This is a genomic window from Pseudoduganella lutea (assembly GCF_004209755.1).
Lineage (GTDB): Bacteria > Pseudomonadota > Gammaproteobacteria > Burkholderiales > Burkholderiaceae_D > Rugamonas > Rugamonas lutea.
Genome location: NZ_CP035913.1, coordinates 1,029,628 through 1,053,048 on the forward strand (window position 1 = coordinate 1,029,628; position 23,421 = coordinate 1,053,048).

Here is a 23,421-nt window from a genome sequence, read left to right on the forward strand (position 1 = left end):
AGGGAATTGAAAGCTCGGCGCGCATATAGTCCGACCCAAACAAGCATCACATAACGACTTATCAGGAGACACCATGAAGCAATCTTCGCTCGCGCTCGCCGCCCTGGCAGCGCTTTCACTGAACCATTCCGCATTTGCCCAGAGCAGCGTGCAGCTCTACGGCCTGCTCGACGCCGGCGTCGAATACGTGAACCATGCCAGCGCCGATGGCGGCAACCTGGCGCGCGTGATCTCGGGCGGCAAGAACACTTCGCGCTGGGGCATCCGCGGCAGCGAAGACCTGGGTGGCGGCCTGAAGGCCGTCTACAACCTCGAAGGCGGCATCCTGATGGACACCGGCGGCGCCGACGGCGCGCTGTTCAAGCGCCAGGCCTACGTGGGCCTGGAAGGCGCCTACGGCCGCCTGGTAATCGGCCGCTCGTTCACCACCACCTATGAGCTGGTGATCAAGTTCGACCCGCTGGGCTTCGCGCCGAATTACTCGTGGGCCACCTCGGGCGGCGCCACCGGACCGTCGAAATACGGCATGACGACAGCATTCGACAACATGGTGAAATACACCGGCAAGACCGGCGGTTTCACCTATGGCGCCACGGTCGCCCTGGGCGAACGGGCCGGCAACTCGACCGATGGCCGCAAGATCTCGCTGGGCGGTTCGTGGTTCGGCGACGGCATCGGCCTGATGGCCACGTGCGAACAGATCAATGGGATAACGGCTGGCGGCAACACGACCGCCGGCATCACGGCCGCGCCGGCGACGGGGCGCGACAAGACCAACGCCTGCCACGCGGGGGCTGACTACAAAACGGGCGACTGGCGCTACACGGCCGGCATGCGCAACTACAAGCTGCGCTCCGGCAGCCCGGCGATCGCCGACCTGCGCGGCAACACGTACTGGGGCGGCATCACGCGCGTGATCGACGACGTGACGCTGACCGGCGCGGTCTACCACATCGACACGAAGAACCTGCCGGCCGGCCAGGATGCCGACCCCACGATGTTCGTGGCGCGCGCCATGCTGGCACTGTCGAAGCGGACCGATCTCTACCTGTCCGTGGCGCACGCAAAGGCCCACGACGGCCAGCTGGTGGGTCTGTCGCGCGACGATGCCGGCACCGGCACCACGCAGACGGGCGTCACCGCCGGCATCCAGCACCGCTTCTGACCCCGGCCCATGCCGGCGCGCTATCATGGGTGCATGAACCATCCACGTCGCCTCCTGCTGTCGTGCGCGGCCCTGCTCTGCCTGGGGTCCGCCGGCGCGCAACCGCCCGAAGCCGAATGCCTCATTCCGTCGAAACCGGGAGGCGCGATGGACCTGACCTGCAAGCTGGCCCAGAAAGCCTTGCAGACCGATCCCGCCGCGCCGCGGCTGAAGCTCAGCTATCTGCCCGGCGGCGTGGGCGCCGTGGCATGGCACACGCTCGTGTCGCAGCGCCGCGCGGAGCCCGATACCCTGGTCACGTTTTCCAGCGGCTCGGTCTTGAACCTGGCGCTGGGCAAGTTCGGCAAGGCCGACGTCGGCGACGTGCGCTGGGTTGCCGCGTTCGGTGCCGATTACGGCATGGTCGCCGTGCCGGCCGACTCGCCGTGGCGCACGCTGGGCGACCTGCTCGGCGCGCTGCGCCGCGATCCGCGCCGCGTGCTGATCGGCATGTCCGGCACGGTGGGCAGCCAGGACTGGATCAAGATGGCGCTGCTGGCGCGCATGGCCGGTGTCGATCCGCGCCAGATGCGCTTCGTGGCGCTCGAAGGCGGTGGCGAGCAGTTCGTGGCGATGCAGGCCAATCACGTGCAGGCGGTGTCGGGCGACACGTCCGAAGCGCTGCTGTATGCCGGACCCGGCAAGGTGCGGGTGCTGGCGGTGCTGGCCGAGCGCCGCCTGCCCGGGCTGCTGGCCGGCGTGCCGACCGCGCGCGAACAGGGGTATGACGTGGTGTGGCCCGTGATCCGCGGCGTGTGGATGGGGCCGGACGTGCCCGATGCCGACTACCGGCGCTGGGTGGCGGCCTTTGCCGGCATCGAATCGGCACCCGGTTTCGCGCAACTGCGCACGCAGGCGGGGTTGTATCCGTTTTCACTCACCGGCGATGCGCTGACCGCCTACATCAAGCGCACCGCCGATACCTACAGCCGGCAGGCCAGGCACTTCGGGCTCGTGCGCGAACGCTGACCACCGTGGATCGACCTCACGCGGTCAGTTGCAGCAATACCGAAGCGTGCGGCGCCAGCGCCTGGCGGATGCTGCCGGCAACCGGCGCCAGGTCGCGCCGCGCCCACAGGTCGCGGCACTTGACCTGACGCCCGCCCAGGTTCAGGCGCGACAGGTCGAACACCAGTTCCGTGGCCTGGTCGCCCGTGTTGAACAGCGCCAGGTAATACACATTGTCCTTGCCTGCAGGCTGTGCGCTCCAGATGCGGGTACCGGCATCGGCCCGGTGCGGCCGGTTGGCCGTGCTGCGCTGGTTCACGGCCAGCACTTCGGGGTTGGTCAGCAGCGCCAGCGTGCGTTCATCAAGGTGGCGCAGGTCGCCGCCCATGATCAGCGGCGAGCGGGCGATCGACCACAGCGTCATCAGCGTCTGCTGTTCATCCGGCGTGAACTTCGTATCGCGCTCGCCGAGCGCGAGTCGGCCCAGCGGCAGCATGTCCGCATCCGGCCACGCATTCGGCCCCATGACGGGATTCCAGTTTTCCAGCCGCGTGAACTGCTCGTGCAGCAGCTTCCACTCGTCCCAGAAGTCATCCGAGATGCGCCACATCTGCGCATGGTGCGGCACGTGCATTGCCCATTTCAGGTCGGTCTCGCCGGGCGACAGGCTGAGCGTGATCGGCCGGCCCGTCTTGCGGATCGCCTTCTGCGCCGCCTCGATCTCCGGCCAGTTCAATTCATACGGCCGCGACATGTCGTCCATCTTGACGAAGTCCACGCCCCACGACGCGTACAGCGCGAAGATCGAATCGTAGTAGGCCTGCGCACCGGGCTTGCTCATGTCGACGCCATACATGTCGGGGTTCCACGCGCAGATCGAGTTCGTGTTGGCGATATCCTTTGCGCGGTAGGTCGTGCCCAGCACCGGCGTGTTCGCGGCCACGGCCTGGCGCGGAATGCCGCGCATCACGTGGATGCCGAACTTCATGCCCAGCTTGTGCACCTGGTCGGCCAGCGCCTTGAAGCCGCCGCCCTTGGCCGCGCTCGGGAAGCGGTTCGGCGCCGGCAGCAGGCGGCCGTGTTCGTCCATCGTCAACTGCGCGTTCTTGCGGTATTCGTAGCTGTTGGCGTTCGGCTCATACCACTGGATGTCGACGGTGAACACGTCGTAACCGGACGGCAGCAGCTTGTCGGCCATGATGCGGGCATTTTCCAGCGCCTGCGCCTCGGTAATCGTGGTGGCAAACGAGTTCCAGCTGTTCCAGCCCATCGGCGGCGTCGGGGCCAGTTCGTTTATTTTGCGCGCCGGGCTTGCCGTGGTTGCGGTCGCCGCGCTGGTGACGGAAGGCGCCACGCTGGCCAGGCCGGAGAGGATGGAAGCGGTCAGGAGGTTTCTGCGGTGTGGATTCATTCTCGGGGCAATTGGATGATCGGAAGGCCGGGTCGAACCAACAGATGTTACCTCGACAATGCGCCGCCATGACGGCTTCTGCGATCACGATAAATGCGCGTCCGATATCGGAATTGACATGGATGAGAATGGATGCCTTGGGCTGCTCCGTCCACCGGCATGGCCTCGATCGCGTCAGGACACCAGACGCTTATTCCACGTCGTATGGACGTCCCGACTCTCGCGGTGCCGAGGTGCCTGACATCGACACGATCAGGAAACCGATCGGCGATACGATAATGCCGACGTCGAGCCGTTCCCCGGGTCGCATGGCACCCGGGGGATACAGCCCATCCAGGCAGGTCTTCTCGTCGGCCGACAGGATGCGCAGCGTCGCAGACTGATCGCAACCCTTGGCCTGGCCGTGGGCGCCGACGTCGATCGCGGTCGCACCCACATGCTGTACCGGGCCGCCGGACCACGCCATGACACCCACGTACCACCCGAGCGGTCCCGCGAAGAACAGGCCGACCGCCGCCAAGGCGCAAAGCGGTATCACGATCCCGTTCCTCAGCGAGGTCGTCGGAGTTTTTATTGCCAGTTGTTTTGTGAATGCCCGGCTGTCCGCCATCAGGAAAATCACGAGAGGCACAAGGACTGCCGACGACCACAGAGCCATTCTCATCCAGGGTCCGGCATGGTCGAAGACGAACCGCCCGCTGAAATGGCCCAGCAGGCCCGCTCCGACAATGTGGAGCAGGGCCAGGACGCTCAGCAAGTTGGCGCGCCGCCGTTGCGCGGGAGTGCGGTCAGCAGGCATGGGAAAGGGTCATCCCTGGCATGGTATGGATGTCGTCGGGCGACCATGGTACCCCACGCGGTGCCATGCTCACGTGTCATTCCCGATCGTGAAGCCCGTATCCGACTGCAAGCTGAACGGCTGCCAGCCACCCGGCGGATCCTGGTCGCCTTCGCCATCGATCCGGCCCATGCCTGCACGGTGCAGCACCACGCCATCGATACCGAGGTCCGACTGCTTCCAGGCCAGGCCGTCCACCCGGTCGAATGCGAGCACTTCGGACGCGGACGTGGCCGATCACTCGGTATAGCGCAGGAACAGCCATGCATGGCGCCCGGCGATTTCCCGCAGCTTCCCGATTGCCGCACCATCATCCTCGACGCTGTACAGGCGCGCCAACGCATGTGCCAACTGATCGGCATGCTCACTGTCCAGCGGTGCCTCGCGCCGGAAACCGAGCCATGACGCCCCGATACCGAACAGCCGGTAGCCGAACCGCCGATGCAACAGCGCGGCCAGCGCATGGTTTTCGAAAGGATTCAGGTCGCTGGTGAAATACCCATTCGGGAACGCGCACAACGCCAGCGATGGGTCGTCCACCGGCACTGCCCACATGACGGCGCGGTCATCGAGTATCAGGCCAGGCGTGGCATTGACACTCTCCAGTTCGGCCAGGTCCTCGTCGTTCATGCCAATGCCGCGGTCACAGGCATCGTCGAAGCGGACGGAGGCCGACTTCGCGATGAAGTTGTCGCGCCGGATGAAGAACTCCGATGGCGTCGACAGGAAGCCGGGATGCTCGCCGTCCTCGAACGCGGCCGGGTCCACCTGCGACAGGTCGTGGCCATCGGTGTCGTCCAGCCCATGCGCCATGATGGCGTGGGTGCAGGTGTACGAAGCCTGCGCGAAATCGTCGAGCGAGACAAGCACGGAACGGTCCGGGAACTTGCGCGAGTAGTACTCATGCACTGCCAGGAGCTGCTCGAAGGTCTCCAGGCCTGTCACGAGAAAAGCCTCGCAAAGGATCTCGTTGCGCGTATCGGCCTGCGTAAGGGTCGCGATTTCCATGCCGTGGACGCGGTCAGCCGCCGCGCTGCGCCTTCAGCAGCGCCACCAGTGCCGCCGGGGCTTCCTCGACGAGCATGCGCTCGGCATTGCGCGGATGAATGAAGCCTTCTTCGCGAGCGTGCGCGATGAAGTCGGTCAGCCGGTCGTAGAAGCCGTCCACGTTGTACAGCGCGATGGGCTTGTCGTGGATGCCCAGCTGCGACCAGGTCAGCATCTCGAACAGTTCCTCGAGCGTGCCGAGGCCGCCCGGCATGGCGATGAAACCGTCGGACAACTGGGCCATCATGGCCTTGCGTTCATGCATGTCCTTGACGATGAACTGGCGCGTGAGCCCCGTGTGGCCCACTTCGCGTTCGACCAGCGCGGTGGGGATCACGCCCGTCACCTCGCCGCCGAGGCGCAGCACTTCATCGGCGATCACGCCCATCAGCCCCACGTTGCCGCCGCCGTACACGAGCGACAGGTTGGCATCGACCAGCGCGGCCGCGAGGGCACGCGCGCGTTCCGCATACAGCGGCCTGGCGCCCGCATTGGCGCCACAGTACACACAGATGGATTTCACTTGTTCAGTTTCTTGAGATAGTCGTCGGACAGTTTCTGGAAGCGCGCCAGCGTTTCGCCGCGCAGGTAGGGCTCGACCTGGATCAGCACCTGGTAGCAGCCGCGCGCCAGCGCATCGGCCATCGACTGCTGCTCGGTGTACTTGCGCGGGTTGCGCACATATTCATACGACAGCCAGTACGTGGCCACCACCACCATGTTCGTTGCCATCGCATCGATCTTCAGGTCGTTCGCTTCCAGCGAGCCTTCGGTGCGCAAATCTTCGCACAGCTGCTTGGCCACCTTGATCTTGTGCGCCAGGATCTGCTTGAAGTGCAGTTCCAGCTTGCGGTTGCGTGACAGCAGGTCGTTCAGGTCGCGGTAGAAGAAGCGGTAGCGCCAGATGAGCTCGAACATCAGGTGCAGGTACTGCCACACGTCCTCGATATTGGAACGGCGGCCGGCGGGCACGTGCAGGATGCGCTCGATCTCCTGCTCGAACTCGATGAATATCGAGTTGACGATGTCATCCTTGTTGCGGAAGTGGTAGTACAGGTTTCCTGGCGAGATGTTCAGCTCTTCGGCGATCACGGTCGTCGTGATGTTCGGTTCACCGAACTCGTTGAACAGGCGCAGCGACAATTCCTGGATGCGTTCGCGCGTTCTTCTGGGAGCTTTCTGTAACATGGCCGGGGTGCTGTTGTTTTGGTCGCAAGCATAACACCGATGGAACGGCCGTGCGGAATCTGCTCGCGCGCGGCTACTTGCCCTTCTTCAGCCGGATCACCTGCCCCTTCAGTTCATTCACCTCGTGCTTCAGCGAGTCCACCTCCTGCCGCAGCGGCGCCGTGGCGGCGATCACGGCGCGCTGCACCTGCTCCTCCATCGCCCGGTCGCGCAGCTGCCGCTTTGGCGAGGCGGCCGATTCGTGCCGGACCACGGCGCGCAAGGCCTCGGCGCGCTCGCGGCGCACCGTGAAGTCTTCGAGGCCGGCCTGCCAGATCGCCTGGATGCGTTTTTTCACCATGGTGTTTTTCCTTCCTACGCGGCCTGGGCCCGCCGTGACTGCGCATACAGGCGGAAGCCTTCGCGGATGTTTTCGCGCAGTACCGCCCCCTTCCACGGTTTCGTGTAGAAGCGGTCGATCGCGCCCTGGTTGATCGCGGCCATGATCGGCGTGAGATCGGCGTAGGCCGACAGCATGATGCGGAACGTATCCGGCGCCAGGTTCTTCACCCGCTCCATGAATTCCGTGCCGCTCATCGACGGCATGCACTGGTCGCACAGGATCACCTGCACATTGTGGCGCGCCAGGATGTCGAAGCCTTCATGCGCCGTCTGCGCCGTCAGGATGCGGTAGCCGTCCTGGGCCAGGAAATCGGACAGCACGTCGAGCATGAACGCATCGTCGTCGACAATCAGCAGCGTGGGCTTGCCGTCGTCGCGCGCCTCATCGGCCGGCGCGGGCAGGTAGCGCTTCTCGCGCAGCATCGTCTCGAAGTCGGCGGCGGGCACGGGCCGCGAAAAAAAATAGCCCTGCATCTCGTCGCAGTCGTGCCGGCGCAGGTAAGCCAGCTGGGCATCCTTTTCCACGCCCTCGGCAATGACCTTCAGCTTCATGCTGTGCGCCATGTTGATAATGGCCAGCACGATGGCCGCGTCGTCCGGGTTCGACGTGACTTCGCGCACGAACGCGATGTCGATCTTCAGCTTGTCGATCGGGAAGCGCTTCAGGTAGGCCAGCGACGAATAGCCGGTGCCGAAGTCGTCGATCGAGATCTTGATGCCCAGTTCCTTCAGGTTCTGCAGCATCGTGATGGTTTCCTCGGCATTGCTCATCAGCGAGCTTTCCGTCAGCTCCAGTTCCAGCAGCTCGGGCGGAATGTCGTGTTCGCGCAGCGCGCGCAGCACTTCCTCTTCCAGCCCGCCGACGAAGAACTGGATGCCCGAGACGTTGACGGAAACCTGCACGGCGCCGGCACCCGAATTCTTCCAGTGCGCGATCTGGCGGCAGGCATCGTGGATCACCCAGGCGCCGACCCGCACGATCAGGCCGGTTTCTTCCAGCAGCGGCACGAAGAGTGCCGGCGACACCATGCCGTGGCCGGGCCGGTTCCAGCGGATCAGCGCCTCGGCACCGCTGATGCGGCCGGTGCCGATGTCGATCTTCGGCTGGAAGTGCAGCACGAATTCCTCGTTGTCGATGGCCCGGCGCAGCGCGTTCTCCATGTCCAGGCGCGCCAGCGACTGGGCGTTCATCTCGGCCGTGAAGAAGCGGAACGCGTCGCGCCCCGCTTCCTTGGCGCGGTACATGGCCGTGTCGGCATACTTGATCAGCGTATCGGCATCCTGGCCGTCATCGGGATAGACCGAGATGCCGATCGACGCGGTCACGGTGACTTCGTGCCCCTTCAGGTCGAATGGCTTGCGCATCGCCTCGCGGATCTTCTCAATGACCGGCAAGGCCCCCTGCATGCCCTCGGGCAGCATCAGGATCGCCGCGAATTCGTCGCCCCCGAAGCGGCCGATCGTGTCGCGCACGCGCAGGCAGTCGACCAGGCGGCTGGAGAACTCCTTCAGGAGTTCGTCGCCGATCGTGTGGCCCAGCGTGTCGTTGATGTTCTTGAAGCGGTCCATGTCGAGGAACAGCACGGCCAGTGCCCAGCGGTGCTCGGCGGCCTGCTTCAGCGAATGGGTCAGCGATTCATACAGCTGGCTGCGGTTCGGCAAGCCCGTCAGCGTGTCGAAGTGCGCCAGCTTCAGCAGGCGGCGCTCGGCTTCCTTGCGCTCCGTGATATCGCGGGCCACCGCCACCAGGATCCAGTTCTGCCCCGAGCGCAGCGTGCGGCGCTGCACCTCGACCGAGATCAGCGAACCGTCGCGCCGGTGCAGCAGCAGTTCGGCCATCGCGCCTCCCTGGTCGCCGGCCAGCAGCTTGTCGTACAAATCCACCAGTTGCATCGGCGCGTTGCCGCGATCGCCCACCAGCAGGAAATCCTCGCGTTCGAAGCCGAGCATGCGGCACGCCGTCACGTTGACGTCGACGAAGCACGTGTTGGCGCGGTCGACGAGGAAGATGGCGTCGGCCGTCGCGTCCATCGCCAGCCGGAAGCGGCGCAGGTCTTCCGTGAGCCGGCTGCGCGCGGCCATGTCCTGCTGCAGCTGCTCGTGGTTGCGGCGCACTTCCTCGTACAGCCTGAGGTTTTCATACGAGACGGCGATCTGCGAGGCGACGGTGACGGCGATCCGCTCGTCGATCTCGGAAAAACCGTTGTCCCCCAACTTGTCGGCCAGGTACAGCCAGCCATGCACCCGCGTGGCCGAAGCGATCGGCACACCGAGGAAGGAATGCACGGGCGGATGGTCGTCCGGCAGGCCAAGGTGCGCGGGGTCGCCCGGCAGCGCGTGCTCGCGCACCGGCTGGCGTTCCTGGAGAATGCGTTTCAGGATGCCCGCATCGGGCGCGCCGCACAGCACGCGCGCCGGTTCGGCGCTGCCGCAATGGCTGAACCAGCCGAGCGCGTCGCCTTCCTCGTTCAGCACGCCGATGCACGCATACTTCGCCACGCAGATGTTTTGCGCGACGTTGCAGCCGATGTCCACCAGCGCCTGCGGTTCCCGTTCGGCGGACAGGTCGATGCCCAGTTCGATCAGCGCCGTCAGCCGCAGGCTCACGGCCTGCAGGCTGGACAGGCTTTTCGACAGCCGCTGCGTCATCGAGCGCAGCCGCTCGGCTTCGCCATCGGGCGTTTCATGGTGCGCCAGCTCGGAGATGACCTGGCTGCTGGTTTCCACTTCATCGAGGTACTCGGCCATCTTGTGGCCGATGCCGCCCAGGTTCGTGTCGCCCTGCGGGGCCTCGGCCAGGCCCGTGGCGAAGTCCGGCACGCTGGCGTGCGCCGCGGGCACGCCCAGCGCTTCCTGCACGGTGGCCATGATCACATCGGGATCGGAGGGCTTCGGCAGCACCCAGCGCACGCCGCACGATTGCGCCACGGCGACCGCCTCGCGTTCGCGGTAGGTCGCCGTGTAGAAGATGATCGGCACGTCGGCCGTGTCCGGATTGTCGCGCACGCGGGCCACGAATTCGTAGCCATCCATGTTCGGCATGAGGATGTCCGAAATGATCAGGTCCGGCCGGTCGCGCTCCATCAGCTTCAGCGCCTCCGCGCCGCTGGCCGCTTCCATGAGACGGTGGCCGGAAAAGCCCAGCAGGGTCATCAGGAACTGCCGGTTCAGCACGTGATCGTCGACGATCAGGATCGTTGCGATGTCGTCATTCTGACGGGGCGACATCTCCCCTGGTAAAAAAGATTCGATTTGCGTGACGAAACTGTCCGGTTCGATCGGCTTGCCGATGTAGCCGTCGAATCCCGCGGCAAGCAGTCGTTCGCGATCGCCCACCATCGCCAGCGCCGTGACGGCCAGCGCGGGTATGCGCCGCGTGACAGGATCGGCCTTCAGCGCGGTAACGACGCCGTAGCCATCGAGCTTGGGCAGGTGCACGTCGCAGATGATCAGGTCCGGCTGTTCGCGCAGCGCGGCGGCCACGCCTTCCTCGCCATCACTCGCCGTGAGCGGGGTGTAGCCGAAGGCGCGCAGCAGATACACCATCAACTCCATGTTGGTGGGATTGTCTTCGATGATGAGGATGCGTGCAGACACGTCGTCCCTCCATTCTATTGTCACGAGCCGGTTTCCCCAGGCCAGGCCGGCCATGGGGCTTGTATCAGCGGCTCTAATTATCGTTGCCGGGCAACAGCCCTCCCCGTGGTGTCAGTATCCCTTATTCCGTACGGAGGCGAAGCACGGCAGGCGTGCACGTCGGCCGTGCCGGAAATGCTGCCGGCACGCTGGACAGAGAATGAACGAAAATTAATCTCTATTGCCGTACGTCAACTAATTGTAGCGGCTGGAAGCGGCCGCGTCAAAGGGCCGGCGCCAAGGATCTCATCGAGGATGCGGCACAGCACGCGCGGATCGCTGCCCAGGGCGACATGGCCGATACCGGAAAAGGCCACGTTCCGGGCGCCGGCCAGACGGGAGGAAGTTTGCGGGGCAACAATATTGTCGTGCCACGACCACACCGACGTGATCAGCGCGCGATGCGCGGCATCGTCCTGCGCCAGCTGGGAGAGCCATTCGGCATCCTGGCGCATCTGCCGGGCGTTCTCGCCGAAGCCCAGGGACGCGAGCCCGGTGCCCTGGTGCGGTGTGCCGATGGTGACGATGCGCGCCACGCGGGCCGCGCCGTGGCGCCGCAGCCAGGCGCGCGCCACCAGGCCGCCCATGCTGTGGCCGACGATGACGATGCGTGGCGCGCCGGTGGCGGCCAGCAGGCGCTGGGCCGCGCACTCGACCTGTTCCACGTAATCGTCCAGCGGCGCGGCGACCGGTTCGAGGTCGACGGTGGCGTGGCTGATGCGCTCGCGCCGCAGCAGCGCGCGCAGCGGTGTCCAGTAGCCGCCATTGCAACCGTAGCCATGCACCAGCAGGACAGGCAGCGCATGGGCATCGGGCGCGAAATACGGCTCGGGCCGATGGCGCAGCATGAACCAGGAAGAGGCCAGCATCGAGGCGCGGAACTCGCCGCAGAACAGGCAGATGCGGCCGCCCAGGTCGAGCCGGTGCTCGGCCGGCACGTCGCAGGCGAACTTGCGCGCCATCCTGAAATTGTTGGCATTGATCGCGCCGCGCACCAGCACCACGGCCAGCAGCGCCAGCAGCAGGGCCAGGTCGAGCGGCACATAGCGGGCGGCCGCATACCAGATCGCCAGCGCCGCCGCGATTTGTACCGCCATGATTGCCAGCAGGATGCGCACCACCATGTTGTCGCCCTTATCGTGAAGACCCGGCATATCGGAGCAACCGGTATCCTGCACATTCTCCTTCAAATCGGCTTCGGCAGCGAAATTCCGGCGCGAATCCGGAGCGAAAATTCACTTCTCCGGTTTGCGGCCCTGCGCCATCATCTGCCGGGCGATGCCGCGCAGGATGTTCACCTCTTCCGTCTCCAGGCCGGTGCGGGCGAACAGGCGCTTCAGGCGCGGCATCAGCTTGCGCGGGTTGTCCGCATCGAGGAAGCCGATCGCCACCAGCGCTTCCTCGATGTGCGTGTACATGCCCTCGATCTGCGCCTGGCTGGCGGCATCGCCATGGAAACCGATGGGCGTGGCGGCCGGCGCGGCGGGGTCGAGCGCCGCCATGCGGCATTCGTACAGCAGCACCTGCGCAGCCTGCGCCAGGTTCAGCGAGGAATAATCAGGATTGGCCGGGATATTGATCAGCACGTTGCAGCGCTCGACGATCTCGTTGGGCAGGCCGAAGCGCTCGTTGCCGAACACCAGGGCGGGATACAGGTCCTGCCCTGCCGCCGCGTGTGCCGCTGCCGCCGCCACGTGCGTGGCCACTTCGCGCGGCGTTTGCACCGGCGGCGAGAATTCGCGCAGCCGGGCCGATACGGCGGCGGCATGGTTGATGCCATCGAGCGCCTCGGCCATCGTGGCGACGATGCGCGCCCCGGCGAGGATATCCTGCGCGCCACTGGCGAAGGCCACGGCTTCCTCGTGCTGCAGCGCACCCTCGAAGCGGGGATTGACGAGTACCAGCTCGGAAAAACCCATGGTCTTCATGGCGCGAGCGACGGACCCGATGTTGCCCGGACGACTCGTCTCCACCAGGATGACCCGCAGGGGGAAAATCGGCAGTCGACCGAAAAGAGCCGGTGTGTTCAGTGTTTTTTCCGTCGGCATCATTTAAAATAGCGGTTTTCGCGAAACGGCAGATTTTACAACGCCCTGCGTTGATCCAGTGCCTGCCCTGCATTTGCCATGGATTTGCCAGGGAGTTGCCAGGATTGCCATTGATCCGCCACTTCGCGCCGCTCTTTTACTTTACTAATTCGCTCCTGTTTACACGGCCCCGGCACCATGCGTCCGGCAGGCTGTTCATTTTTTATTACGGAATCGCCATGCATCCAATGCTCAACACGGCCGTGAAGGCCGCACGCCGCGCCGCCGCCGTCATCAACCGCGCCTCGTTCGACCTCGACCGGGTCAGCTTCGCCGAGAAAAACCCGAACGATTTCGTTACCGACGTGGACCGCGCCGCCGAGGAAGCCGTCATCGAGGTGCTGCAGAAGGCCTACCCCACCCACGCGTTCCTCGGCGAGGAATCCGGTACCACGGGCAACGTGAACGACGAGAGCGAATTCGTGTGGATCATCGATCCGCTGGACGGCACCACCAACTTCATCCACGGTTTTCCGCAGTATGCGGTCTCGATCGCGCTGCAGCAGCGCGGCGTGATCACGCTGGGCGTGGTGTACGACCCGGTGCGCAACGAACTGTTCACGGCCGAAAAAGGCGCCGGTGCGTTCATGAACGACAAGCGCATCCGCGTGCGCAAGCTGGACCGCATCAGCGGCGCGCTGCTGGGCACCGGCTACAAGAACGGCAGTCCGAAGGCGCTGGAAGAGTACCTCAAGATGTACGGCATCATGGGCGAGCGTTGCCACGGCGTGCGCCGCGTCGGCTCCGCCGCGCTGGACCTGGCCTATGTGGCTTGCGGCCGCCTGGACGGTTACTATGAAAAGAGCCTGCAACCCTGGGATATCGCCGCCGGCACACTGCTGGTGACGGAAGCGGGCGGCATCGCGGGCGAATTCAATGGCGAATCCGGCTACATGCGGACCGGCCATGTGATCGCCGGCAGCCCGCGGGTTTTCGGCCAAATGGTCGGTTTACTGGCAGAATTTGCCTGATATCAACACTTAGTGTAGCTTTGATACAAAAAAAGGCCCATTTGGGCCTTTTTTATTGCCTTGACGAAATTTAGTTTACGTGGATACTGATATACTTCCTGAGAGAAATTGCCGACCAGTCCGGCCTCGCTAAATTTTGACCCTGCCTGTGACTGGCGTGGGGCCGTTTTCTTTCAGAGCAACTATGTCCTTCACTCAACTTGGCTTGTCCGACGCTATCATCCGCGCCGTGACCGAAGCGGGCTATACCACGCCCACGCCCATCCAGACCCAGGCGATCCCTGCCGTACTGAACGGCGGCGACCTGCTGGCCGGCGCCCAGACCGGCACGGGCAAGACGGCAGGGTTCACCCTGCCGCTGCTGCACCGCCTGTCCACCGATGCCGCCGGCAGCAAGCTGGCCAACAATACCTCGGCGCGCCCGATCCGCGCCCTGATCCTCACGCCGACCCGCGAACTGGCTGCCCAGGTCGAGGAAAGCGTGCGCGTCTACGGCAAATATACAAAGCTCAACTCGGCCGTGATCTTCGGCGGCGTGTCGATCAATCCGCAGATCAAGCAGCTCAAGCATGGCGTCGACATCCTTGTCGCCACGCCGGGCCGCCTGCTCGACCACATGCAGCAGGGTACCGTCAGTCTCGACAAGATCGAGATCCTGGTGCTGGACGAAGCGGACCGCATGCTCGACATGGGCTTCATCCGCGATATCCGCAAGGTGCTGGCCGCCCTGCCGGCGAAGCGGCAGAACCTGCTGTTCTCGGCCACGTTCTCCGACGAGATCAAGGCGCTGGCCGATGGCCTGCTGGACAAGCCCGCCACGATCGAAGTGGCACGTCGCAATTCGACGGTGGAAATCATCGCGCAAAAGATCCACCCGGTCGACCGCGACAAGAAGCACCCGATGCTGTCGCACTTGATCCGCACGCACAAGTGGACGCAGGTGCTGGTGTTCACCCGCACCAAGCACGGCGCCAACAAGCTCGTCGAACAACTGGGTTCGGATGGCATCAAGGCCATGGCGATCCATGGCAACAAGAGCCAGTCGGCACGCACCCGCGCGCTGGCCGAGTTCAAGGACAACACGCTGCAGGTACTGGTGGCCACCGACATCGCGGCACGCGGGATCGACATCGACCAGCTGCCGCACGTGGTCAACTATGACCTGCCGAACGTGCCGGAGGATTACGTGCACCGGATCGGCCGCACCGGCCGCGCCGGCGCGACGGGCGAAGCCGTATCGCTGGTCTGCGTGGACGAGCACGACATGCTGAAAGACATCGAAAAGCTGATCAAGCAGACGTTGCCGCGTGAAGTCATTGCCGGCTTCGAGCCGGACCCGACCGCCCGCCCGCAGCCGATCCAGCTGCGCAGCGGCAATGGCCAGCACCGCAATCCCCGCGCGGGAGGCAATGGCGGCAATGGCGGCGGCCGCGGCAAGCCCAACGCGCCGCGCAGCGGCAGCAGTGCCGGCGCGGGTGCCGGTGGTGCCGGTGGTGGACGTTCCGGCGGTGCCGGCAATACGGGTGGTGGACGTTCCGGCGGTGCCGGCAATGCGGGTGGTGGACGTCCCGCCGCTACCGGCAACGCAGGCGGCAGCCGCCCGGCCGGTGCCCAGCCGGCGCGCAATGGCAATTCGCGCGGCGGCCAGCGCCCGGCCGGCACGGCTCCGGCACGTTCCGGCGGCAACGGTGGCAATGGCGGCCGCGGCCGCTGATCAATCCTCCGCCTGGCCGCCGCGTTGGCGGCCAGGCGCAAAATCGTGCATAATTGCTAACCCCGCCCGCAGTTGTTACCATAGTGGCTTTCAACCGAGTAGCCGCACATGCCCAAGTTCGCCGCCAACCTGACCCTGCTGTTCACGGAATTACCGTTCCTGGACCGGTTTGCCGCTGCCCGCGCAGCCGGCTTCGATGCCGTCGAATGCCAGTTCCCCTACGATCACAACGCCGCTGACATCCGCCGCAGGCTCGATGACAACGATTTGCGCATGGTGCTGCTCAACCTGCCCGCGGGCGACTGGCAAGCCGGCGACCGTGGCCTGGCGTGCGATCCGCGCCGCCATCGCGAATTCCGCGACAGCGTGCACATGGCGCTGGAATATGCCACGCTGCTCGACGTGCCGCGGGTGCACTGCCTGGCCGGCATCATGCCGCCGGGCATGGATCTGCGCCGCGCCCGTGAAACCTACCTCTTCAATGTGGAGCATGCGGCCAGGCTATGCGGTCCGCGTGGCATCCGCCTGTTGATCGAGCCGATCAACACGATCGACATGCCGGGCTATTTCCTGTCGCGCACCGAGCAGGCGCTGGATATCATCGCGGCCTGCGACAACGACAACGTGTTCCTGCAAGCCGATATTTACCACATGCATTGCATGGGCGAAGACGTGCCGGCCATGCTGCGGCGCGCGCTGCCCCGCATCGGCCACGTGCAGCTGGCCGACGCGCCCGGCCGCCACGAGCCCGGCACCGGCGTCATCGACTATCCCGGCATATTCGCGCTGCTCGATGAACTGGATTACCAGGGCTGGATCGGTTGCGAATACCGGCCGCGCGGCGATACCGCGGCTGGCCTGCGGTGGCGCGATGGGCCATCCATGGCCGCCATGCCGGACATCGCCTGCCTGGACCCGGCCGCCTGACATTCCCCGCCGTAGTCGGCGGTTTGCGTTGCCGCAAACAGCCGCATTTTTGCAAGCGCAAGATGTTAATTCCGATCACGACACGGGAACATCATGCGCCCTTCTTTCCTGCCCCATCCCTGGTCACGGCGCCTGCCGCCAGCCGGCCGCTGTCTCCTTCACGCCCTGATGCTCCTGTTCCTGGCCGCGGTGCTGGCCGGGTGCGCCGGCAATGCCCGCCTGAAAGAAGTGCGCGCACTGGCCGCCGAGGCGCCGAAACTGAACGGTTATATCGAACTGAGCCAGCGTTACCGCGACACCTATGAGCGCGAGAAACCCTATCTGGCCCCGGCTGCGGACAAGCGCGAGCAAGCCATCGACGCCGAGCGCCGCGCCGCCTATCCCGACCTGGTAGCGATCCACGAGGCCGTTACCGCCTACCTGCGCACGCTGGGCAAGCTTGCCGGCGGCGACCAGTTCGACCCGGGCGACGCAATCAAGGATGTGGCGAAAGGCATCAAGGCCTGGCCGGACACCGGCCTGACCGACCGCCATGTGAATGCCGTGTCCGGCCTGGCGCGGGCGATCGCCCGGGTGGCGACGGGGCGGGCGCAGGACCAGGCGGTGCAGGAAATGCTGCGCGACGGCGACGAGCCGCTGCGCGATTCCCTCGACGCGATGAGCACGGTGCTGCGCTATTACGACAAGCACCATGACAACGAACAGGCCATCGTGATCGGCATGCTGGAAACGGAAATCCCGTTTGCCGACAAGCCGCAGGACCGCCTGCTGGCGGCGCTGGCGAAAGCGCACCGTCATGAAAAACTCAATGAGTACCGGCTGCTGGGCCGGCGCCACACGCTGGTCCGGCAGAACGTGCAGGCGATCCGCGAACGCCACGAGGCGCTGGTGCGCAGCCTCGAGCCCGCCAGTCCGCAACCCGCGGCGCGCGTCGCCGCCAACCAGGGAGCCCAGCCATGAAGCCGACCACCAGTGCCGATACCGCCGTTACCTCCGCTGCCGCGCTGTCGCCCGCCGACATCGAGGCGCTGGCCGACAGCCTGTCCGACAACGCCGATGCGCTGCACAAACGCATCATGGCGGCGATCCGCAAGAACGCATCCACTGCCGGCGCAGCGATTTCCCATGCCGAGGCGCAGGAATTGTTCGAGCAGGAAATCGCGCTGCGCCAGCAGGCAAACAGCCTGTATGCGGATGCGACCGGTTTTGCCGCCCGGGGCGCGGCGTTGCCGGTACGGGAACTGCTCGACCTGGCGGTGCGCGCCCGCGAACGGATCCGGCGCATCGACCGTGCAAAGGAACTGGCCGGTATCGCCTCGGCATTGTTCAATGCCGCCGCCGCCATTGCGGCGCTGAAGCCCGAGGCCCTGGTGCCCGCGCTGGAAGACCTGAAGGAGCATGTCCAGGCCCTGCCCGATACCGACGCCGCCAGCGACACCGACAAGTTGACCACCCCCTCTTCCGGCAGCGGGCATAGAATGGAGACATGAACATCCTGACACCCGACCAGCGCGCGGCGCTGCAAGCTTCGCTCGAGCAGCGCAAGTTCGCGCTGCTGCGGCAGTTCGCCACCCGGCCGAACAGCGAGTTCAACCGCACGCCAGCTGTCGAGGAAGTGGAAACCTCCCCGGCCGACAGCGCCAGCAACCGCACGCTGAACCAGCTCGAGGCGGAAGCGGACGAGCTGCGGATCGCGCAACTGTCGTCGATCCGCCACGCACTGGCCAAGTTCGACGGCGCCGACAATGGCGACAGCGGCGACTACGGCGACTGCGAGAATTGTGGCGAGCCGATCGGCTATTCGCGCCTGGAGGCGCGCCCCGAGGCGCGCTTCTGCATCGCCTGCCAGACCCGGCTAGAGCAACAGCGGCGCTGATCGCCGCTGCGCGTGCCCTTCATTTAGTTGCAACCCGATCCATCCTGTGCGCGGCGCTGCGCGCGCACCGGCCTATAATTCCCGCATGGGCTACAAGACGATACTGGTACACGTGGATGAGGCACCGCACTCGGCTGCGCGGGTGCTGATGGCGGCCGAACTGGCGCTCCAGCATGGCGCGCACGTGATCGGCGTGGCGCTGACGGGCGTGTCCCGCTTCCTGTACCAGAACGAAATGGTCGACGACGAGGATCCGAACCTCGCGCAGCACCTCGACGTGCTGCGTGAACGGGCAAGCCGCGCGCTGGCCGACTTTGCGCCGCAGTTGCGCGCACTGGGCGTGCACGGCTTCGAGGAACGCGTGCTGGACGACGAACCGGGCACCGGCCTGGCGCTCGTGGCGCGGCATGCCGACCTGGTGATCGTCGGGCAGGCGCTGCCGGACGCGCGCAGCTCCAGCCCGGCGGCGTTCCCCGCCGAGGTGCTGACCGAATCGGGTTGCCCGGTGCTGGTGGTGCCCAACACGGCGCGACCGCGCGGGTCGATTTCGGTCACCCCGGCCGGCGTGGCGAGCGCGGGATCCCCGACGCCGGGCCGGCACGTGCTGGTGGCCTGGAATGCCAGCAAGGAAGCGGCGCGCGCGGTGCGCGAGGCATTGCCGCTGCTGGCCGGGGCTGAAAAGGTGACGGTGGCGATCATCGATGCCGACCTGAGGCCCGCGGCGTTTGGCGACACGCCGGGTGCGGAAGTGCTGGCATGGCTGGCCCGCCACGGCATCGCGGCCGACGTGCAGGTGCGGCAAGCTGCCCGCCAGGGTTTGCTGAAGCGCCCTGGCGACGTGGGCGAGGTCCTCATGGGGCTGGCAGGCGAAACAGGCTGCGATCTCGTCGTGCTGGGCGCCTACGGCCATTCGCGCTTCCGCGAAACGCTGCTGGGCGGCGTCACGCGCACGGTGCTGGAATCGATGACGGTGCCGGTGCTGATGGCGCATTGAAAAGGAAGAGCGTGCGAGCTGGCTGGCTCGCACTGTTCGGCAGGCGCGGAGCGGTGCTCCACGCAGGCGCAGCCTCGCTCCCGGCCTTGCCCTTTGCTATCACTCCTGCCAGTCCTGGTCGCGGATTTTTGCCACCTGGCGCAGCGTCATCCATTTGCACAATTGCAGCGCGTCTTCCTTGCCGGCGGACATCTGGCGCGGGCTGGCCAGGGCGATCTCGCAATCGCGATCGGACCATTCCTCGAACCGGATCGCGCCACCGCGCGCCACTTCCAGCTGGTACATCAAACCGTCGTCGTAGCCAAAGCGCAGCACGGCCGATGGCGCGATCCCGTCCAGCGCGGCCCCGTTGCCCTCGTAGATTTCCGACAGCGCGGCCGCCAGTTGCGCCTCGGTTGGCGCCTGCACATTGTGGCCGTCCGGCCCGGTGAGCTCTACCCATGCGTGTGTCATGCACGCCTCCAGAAATGTGGCGCGACGGGGCCGGCGGCGCCGTCAGCCGATTCGTCGCGGCAGCGACAGCGGATCGAAATCCTTCCAGTCGCCCCCGGCGATCGTGCCCTCGGCGCGCTCGATATCGTTGGCGCCGAGCTTGCGCAGCAGTTGCACGGCGCGGTCCTCGTCACCGTCCGGAAGCGCAACGGCGATCAGCATGCCGGACTTGCGCGGCGCGATGGCGTTCTCGCCGCCCGCTTCTGGCTCGCCCTTTTCCTTCATGTGCGAGAAGCTGTACAGCGAGCCCACGTGCGCACCGACGAGGCCGCCAACCACCGGGCCGACGGGCCCGGTCAGCGGCACCGTTGCGGCACCGATGGCCGCGCCGATCGCGCCGCCCGTGGCGGCGCCTTTTGCCAAGCCCTCCGGCGAATCCTTCGCACCGGGGGACAGGGTGCGGTCGCCGCCGAGCGCATGCATGTCATGCTGGCCGGGCTGGTTGACATAGAACGTGCTGATGCGGTCGTCGGGATACCCTTCGGCCTGCAGCGCCTGGCGGGCGCCGTCGACTTGTTCCTGCAACTGGAAATGACCGGCGATGATGGTTGTCATGATTTTTATCTCCTGCATGAATTGGACGCACTCAGCTTGCCGCGCCCCCCGCCGTGTTTCCGTACGTTGACGCACATAGCCTGGCGCAAGCATCCCGGCAGCGGGCATGGTAGCGAAATCACCGACGGTGGCCAGTCAAAAGAGACGAAAAGTGCTGCCTTATCAGGCAGCGGCGGCGCCGCCTGCCGGGTGCGGCGAACGCTGTGGCAGCCAGACGGTGAATGTGGTGGTGAACGTGCTGCCCTCGCCCTGCAGCGAGCGCACGTCGATGCGCCCGCCATGGCGGGTGACGATGCCATAGGACAGCGAAAGCCCGAGACCGGTACCGCTGCCGACTGGCTTGGTGGTGAAGAATGGCTCGAAGATGCGCGTCAGGTGCTCCGGCGCGATGCCGCCGCCGGTATCGGCGATCTCGATCCACACCCAGCCGTCCTGGGCGCCGGTACGGAGTCGGATTTTCCCCTTGCCGGCGATGGCTTGGCTGGCATTGACGATCAGGTTCATGAACACCTGGTTCAGCTGCGAGGCCCGGCATTCGACAAGCGGCAGGTTGCCATACTCCGTGATCACCGACACCTTGTACCTCAGCTCGTTGGCAACGATGTTCAACGTACTGTCCAGCCCCCGGTGCAGGTCGGCCAGTTGCCATTCCGTTTCTCCCACGTGCGAGAACTCGCGCAGTGAGTGCACGATTTCCTTTACCCGCCGCAGGCCTTCGATCGACTCGTGGATCAGGGAGATCACGTCGCCGCGCACGAACGCCAGGTCGGCGACCTGGCGCATCGGCGCCATCCGCTCCACCAGGCTGGCGTCACCGGCGATCGCGCGGTCGTATGCATCGATCAGGTCAAGCAGCGCGCCGACATAGCCTTGCAGCGTGCCCATGTTGGAATTGACGAAACCGATCGGATTGTTGATCTCGTGGGCGATCCCGGCCGCCAGTTGCCCGATCGACGCCATCTTTTCCGATTGCAGCAACTGTTCATGGGCCTCGCGCAACTTGCCGATCAGCTGCTGCTGTTCGACACCCTTGGCCGTCAGCGCTTCCTCCATGGCCTTCCGGTCCGTGATGTCGGTCAGCGCGCCGATGACTTCCAGCGGCCGGCCCGTTTCATCGCGGATCAGCCGCAGTGTGTCGTGCATCCACAGGTAGCGGCCATCGGCCGCACGGAACCGGTACTCGTACACGCGCTGGCCTTCGGTGAAGACTTCCGCCAGGCTGGCCACGATGCGCGGCTTGTCTTCCGGGTGGATGTGATCGAACCAGAAATTCGGATCGGCCAGCATTTCGTCCGGCCGGTAACCCAGCATGTTGAACGCGTTATTGCTGACGAACGTCATCTTGAAGTCGCCGCTGGGTACCGTGCAGTAGATCAGCGCCGGCGTGTTGTCGATCAAATATTGCAGGCGGGTGGATCGCACGGGACCGGACGACGCGGCGCCGGCTGGCGCAGCGGCCGGGGAAGCATCGAAATCCTCGAAATGCATTACCAGCTGGCCCAGGCAAACGAACGATTCGACGGCAATGCCGGCATGACGACGGGTTCCGGTGCGGATTCCGGTGAATCCGCGGCTGGCGGCTCGTCGAGCCACAGGCGCGGGTCGACCCGATAATACTTCGACAGCTCGTCATACAGTGCCGGGTGGCGCTGCGCCAGTTGCCACGGCTTGCCGAAAAAGGCCTCGGTCGCCACGGCAAAGAATTCGGCGGGGCTGGTGGCGCCATAGTGATCGAGCACGCTGTCGGCGTTGCCCAGCCAGGCCGCACGCTGCAGGTGCGCGTAATCGCGCGACAGCACTTCGGACCAGTTGCGGTAGTTTTCCTGGCTGCCCAGGTAAGGCGCGCCATTGGTCTGGCCCGATTCGCTGTCGAGCTGGTGGGCAAACTCGTGCAGCACCACATTGTGCCCGTCCCAGGCCAACGCGCCGCGCTCGGTATCATCCCAGGACAGCACGACGCGCCCGTCCTGCCAGGATTCGCCCAGCATCGTCTGGCGGAAATGGGTGACGACACCGCCCGGCCCCACGTCCTGCCGCGCCGCCGCGAACGCGCCCGGATACACGAGGATCGTACGCAGCGATGGATAGACACCGGTGGCGCGATTCAGCAGCAGCAGGCACGCCTGGCCGGCAATCGCGACGCGCATGGTATCGGTCACCTCGAGGCCGGCACAGCCGACGAACTTCTTTTCGTGGAGGAATTGCTTCACGCGCCGCTGCAACTGCTCCTGCAAGGCGGGGTCGAGGCGGTCAAGGATGGGAACGTAACGGCGCAGCGCATCGAGCGCAGCCGGGGCCAGCGGCCGGGACAGGGCCCGGCGCAATGTCAGGCGGGGATACAGGAATGGCGCGGCGACTGCCAGCGCCAGGAGCGTCAAACCAAGCAATGCGTCCATATTGGCCGTCCATAACGATATATGTCGCCACAGATGGGGAGCGTTGCCGACAATTCAATGAAGCGGGCGCCGTTGCCGGCGCCCTGTCTGCATACTTGCCTGCGCAGTGGCCAGTTTTACTGCTGTGCCTTCTGCAGCGATTGCGGGGCGCCGAACAACGCTGCCACCAGCGGGTCGCGGGTCACCGGACCGCGGTTGACGCGGATCGCATAATGCGTGTCGTCGGCGAGGATATGGAAGTGGCGGCCGCTGCCGGCCATGCTCTGCTCGCGCAGGCTCGGGCGCTCCTTGCGCGGCGGCGTGCCTTCGCGCTTCGGCTGGGCGATCGCCGCCAGGAAGGCCTGCACGCGTTCCGCATCCGGGGTAAGGCGATACACAGCCTTGCCCAGGTACGTGGCGGTGCCTTCGATATAGCGGGCCAGTTCGATCACGCCCGCTTCGCGCAGGTCGCGGATATATTTGCGGGCACCGGACGGCGAGAATTTCAGGAACCAGGCGATTTCGTCGGCCAGCATCTCGTGCTGCTGCAACTCGCCGATCAGTTTTTGCATGTTCTCGATGCGGCGCAGGGTTGCCGAAGTGGACCGTACGCGCTCGATCGGCGCCAGCGACAATGCCTTGCGCTCGGTCCCCGGACCCGGGCGCTCCACCAGCGCCAGGCGCGGCTTCGCGGCGGGCTGGGAGGCCATCACATCGCTGTTCGACAGGTCGTGAGAATCTCTGATTGCGTGCATTTGAACACTCCTTATAACGGTA

The 23,421-nt window shown here is 65.5% G+C and carries 24 protein-coding genes; 9 read left to right on the forward strand and 15 right to left on the reverse strand.

Annotated elements, in window-relative coordinates:
* Positions 1-73 precede the first annotated feature (73 nt).
* A complete protein-coding gene (locus EWM63_RS04270; protein WP_130185432.1) occupies positions 74-1,165 on the forward strand; it encodes a porin in 1,092 nt (363 codons plus the stop codon).
* Between the two features lie 33 nt (positions 1,166-1,198).
* Positions 1,199-2,173 carry a tripartite tricarboxylate transporter substrate binding protein gene (locus EWM63_RS04275; protein ID WP_130185433.1) on the forward strand — a complete coding sequence of 325 codons (975 nt, stop codon included), beginning with the start codon at positions 1,199-1,201 and terminating at the stop codon, positions 2,171-2,173.
* Positions 2,174-2,189: 16 nt separating this feature from the next.
* Here the strand turns inward: EWM63_RS04275 and EWM63_RS04280 are convergent, their stop codons facing one another.
* From EWM63_RS04280 to EWM63_RS04325, 10 genes are all read right to left on the reverse strand, one after another.
* Positions 2,190-3,563 carry a glycoside hydrolase family 27 protein gene (locus EWM63_RS04280; protein WP_130185434.1) on the reverse strand — a complete coding sequence of 458 codons (1,374 nt, stop codon included), beginning with the start codon at positions 3,561-3,563 and terminating at the stop codon, positions 2,190-2,192.
* 190 nt (positions 3,564-3,753) lie between these two features.
* Complete coding sequence (locus tag EWM63_RS04285; protein WP_130185435.1) at positions 3,754-4,320, reverse strand: hypothetical protein; 567 nt, start codon at positions 4,318-4,320, stop codon at positions 3,754-3,756.
* A gap of 111 nt (positions 4,321-4,431) precedes the next feature.
* Entirely contained in the window at positions 4,432-4,617 is a 186-nt protein-coding gene (locus tag EWM63_RS04290) for a hypothetical protein (protein WP_130185436.1), read from the reverse strand.
* Positions 4,618-4,638: 21 nt separating this feature from the next.
* A complete protein-coding gene (locus EWM63_RS04295) occupies positions 4,639-5,409 on the reverse strand; it encodes a hypothetical protein (RefSeq protein ID WP_130185437.1) in 771 nt (256 codons plus the stop codon).
* 13 nt (positions 5,410-5,422) lie between these two features.
* Positions 5,423-5,971, reverse strand: a complete 549-nt coding sequence (locus tag EWM63_RS04300; protein WP_130185438.1) for an LOG family protein — start codon at positions 5,969-5,971, stop codon at positions 5,423-5,425.
* Positions 5,968-6,636, reverse strand: coding sequence for a TetR/AcrR family transcriptional regulator (locus tag EWM63_RS04305; RefSeq protein WP_130185439.1), 669 nt, complete (start codon positions 6,634-6,636; stop codon positions 5,968-5,970). Before EWM63_RS04305 ends, EWM63_RS04300 begins: the two co-directional genes overlap by 4 nt.
* A 73-nt stretch (positions 6,637-6,709) precedes the next feature.
* A complete protein-coding gene (locus tag EWM63_RS04310; protein ID WP_130185440.1) occupies positions 6,710-6,976 on the reverse strand; it encodes a hypothetical protein in 267 nt (88 codons plus the stop codon).
* 14 nt (positions 6,977-6,990) lie between these two features.
* Entirely contained in the window at positions 6,991-10,614 is a 3,624-nt protein-coding gene (locus EWM63_RS04315) for an EAL domain-containing protein (RefSeq protein WP_130185441.1), read from the reverse strand.
* 230 nt (positions 10,615-10,844) lie between these two features.
* Positions 10,845-11,807: an esterase/lipase family protein gene (locus EWM63_RS04320; RefSeq protein ID WP_229487722.1), complete on the reverse strand. Its 963-nt coding sequence runs from the start codon at positions 11,805-11,807 to the stop codon at positions 10,845-10,847.
* A gap of 81 nt (positions 11,808-11,888) precedes the next feature.
* Complete coding sequence (locus tag EWM63_RS04325; protein ID WP_259772510.1) at positions 11,889-12,701, reverse strand: RNA methyltransferase; 813 nt, start codon at positions 12,699-12,701, stop codon at positions 11,889-11,891.
* A gap of 227 nt (positions 12,702-12,928) precedes the next feature.
* Between EWM63_RS04325 and EWM63_RS04330 the strand changes: the two genes are divergently transcribed.
* From EWM63_RS04330 to EWM63_RS04360, 7 genes are all read left to right on the forward strand, one after another.
* The gene (locus tag EWM63_RS04330; RefSeq protein WP_130190180.1) at positions 12,929-13,711 is read left to right on the forward strand and encodes an inositol monophosphatase family protein; all 783 of its coding nucleotides are present in this window, start codon (positions 12,929-12,931) and stop codon (positions 13,709-13,711) included.
* Positions 13,712-13,895: 184 nt separating this feature from the next.
* Positions 13,896-15,425, forward strand: a complete 1,530-nt coding sequence (locus tag EWM63_RS04335; RefSeq protein WP_130185443.1) for a DEAD/DEAH box helicase — start codon at positions 13,896-13,898, stop codon at positions 15,423-15,425.
* Between the two features lie 108 nt (positions 15,426-15,533).
* Positions 15,534-16,352: a hydroxypyruvate isomerase gene (gene hyi / locus EWM63_RS04340; RefSeq protein WP_130185444.1), complete on the forward strand. Its 819-nt coding sequence runs from the start codon at positions 15,534-15,536 to the stop codon at positions 16,350-16,352.
* A 93-nt stretch (positions 16,353-16,445) separates the two neighbouring features.
* Positions 16,446-17,312 (forward strand): hypothetical protein, encoded by an 867-nt coding sequence (locus EWM63_RS04345; RefSeq protein WP_229487724.1) that lies wholly within the window; start codon positions 16,446-16,448, stop codon positions 17,310-17,312.
* Positions 17,309-17,842 (forward strand): hypothetical protein, encoded by a 534-nt coding sequence (locus EWM63_RS04350; protein WP_207221241.1) that lies wholly within the window; start codon positions 17,309-17,311, stop codon positions 17,840-17,842. Before EWM63_RS04345 ends, EWM63_RS04350 begins: the two co-directional genes overlap by 4 nt.
* Entirely contained in the window at positions 17,839-18,228 is a 390-nt protein-coding gene (locus EWM63_RS04355; RefSeq protein WP_130185445.1) for a TraR/DksA family transcriptional regulator, read from the forward strand. Before EWM63_RS04350 ends, EWM63_RS04355 begins: the two co-directional genes overlap by 4 nt.
* 85 nt (positions 18,229-18,313) lie before the next feature.
* Entirely contained in the window at positions 18,314-19,222 is a 909-nt protein-coding gene (locus tag EWM63_RS04360; protein WP_130185446.1) for a universal stress protein, read from the forward strand.
* Positions 19,223-19,321: 99 nt separating this feature from the next.
* On the opposite strand, the gene EWM63_RS04365 is transcribed toward EWM63_RS04360, so the two are convergent.
* The 5 genes from EWM63_RS04365 to EWM63_RS04385 all read right to left on the reverse strand — a co-directional run bounded on the left by EWM63_RS04365 (position 19,322) and on the right by EWM63_RS04385 (position 23,354).
* Positions 19,322-19,675 (reverse strand): hypothetical protein, encoded by a 354-nt coding sequence (locus EWM63_RS04365; RefSeq protein WP_130185447.1) that lies wholly within the window; start codon positions 19,673-19,675, stop codon positions 19,322-19,324.
* Between the two features lie 42 nt (positions 19,676-19,717).
* Entirely contained in the window at positions 19,718-20,269 is a 552-nt protein-coding gene (locus EWM63_RS04370) for a glycine zipper domain-containing protein (RefSeq protein ID WP_130185448.1), read from the reverse strand.
* A gap of 162 nt (positions 20,270-20,431) precedes the next feature.
* Positions 20,432-21,757, reverse strand: coding sequence for an ATP-binding protein (locus EWM63_RS04375; RefSeq protein ID WP_130185449.1), 1,326 nt, complete (start codon positions 21,755-21,757; stop codon positions 20,432-20,434).
* Positions 21,757-22,665 carry a M90 family metallopeptidase gene (locus EWM63_RS04380; protein ID WP_130185450.1) on the reverse strand — a complete coding sequence of 303 codons (909 nt, stop codon included), beginning with the start codon at positions 22,663-22,665 and terminating at the stop codon, positions 21,757-21,759. The genes EWM63_RS04375 and EWM63_RS04380 overlap by 1 nt, the downstream gene beginning before the upstream one ends.
* A gap of 116 nt (positions 22,666-22,781) precedes the next feature.
* Positions 22,782-23,354 (reverse strand): winged helix-turn-helix domain-containing protein, encoded by a 573-nt coding sequence (locus tag EWM63_RS04385; RefSeq protein ID WP_165391023.1) that lies wholly within the window; start codon positions 23,352-23,354, stop codon positions 22,782-22,784.
* Between the last annotated feature and the right edge of the window lie 67 nt (positions 23,355-23,421).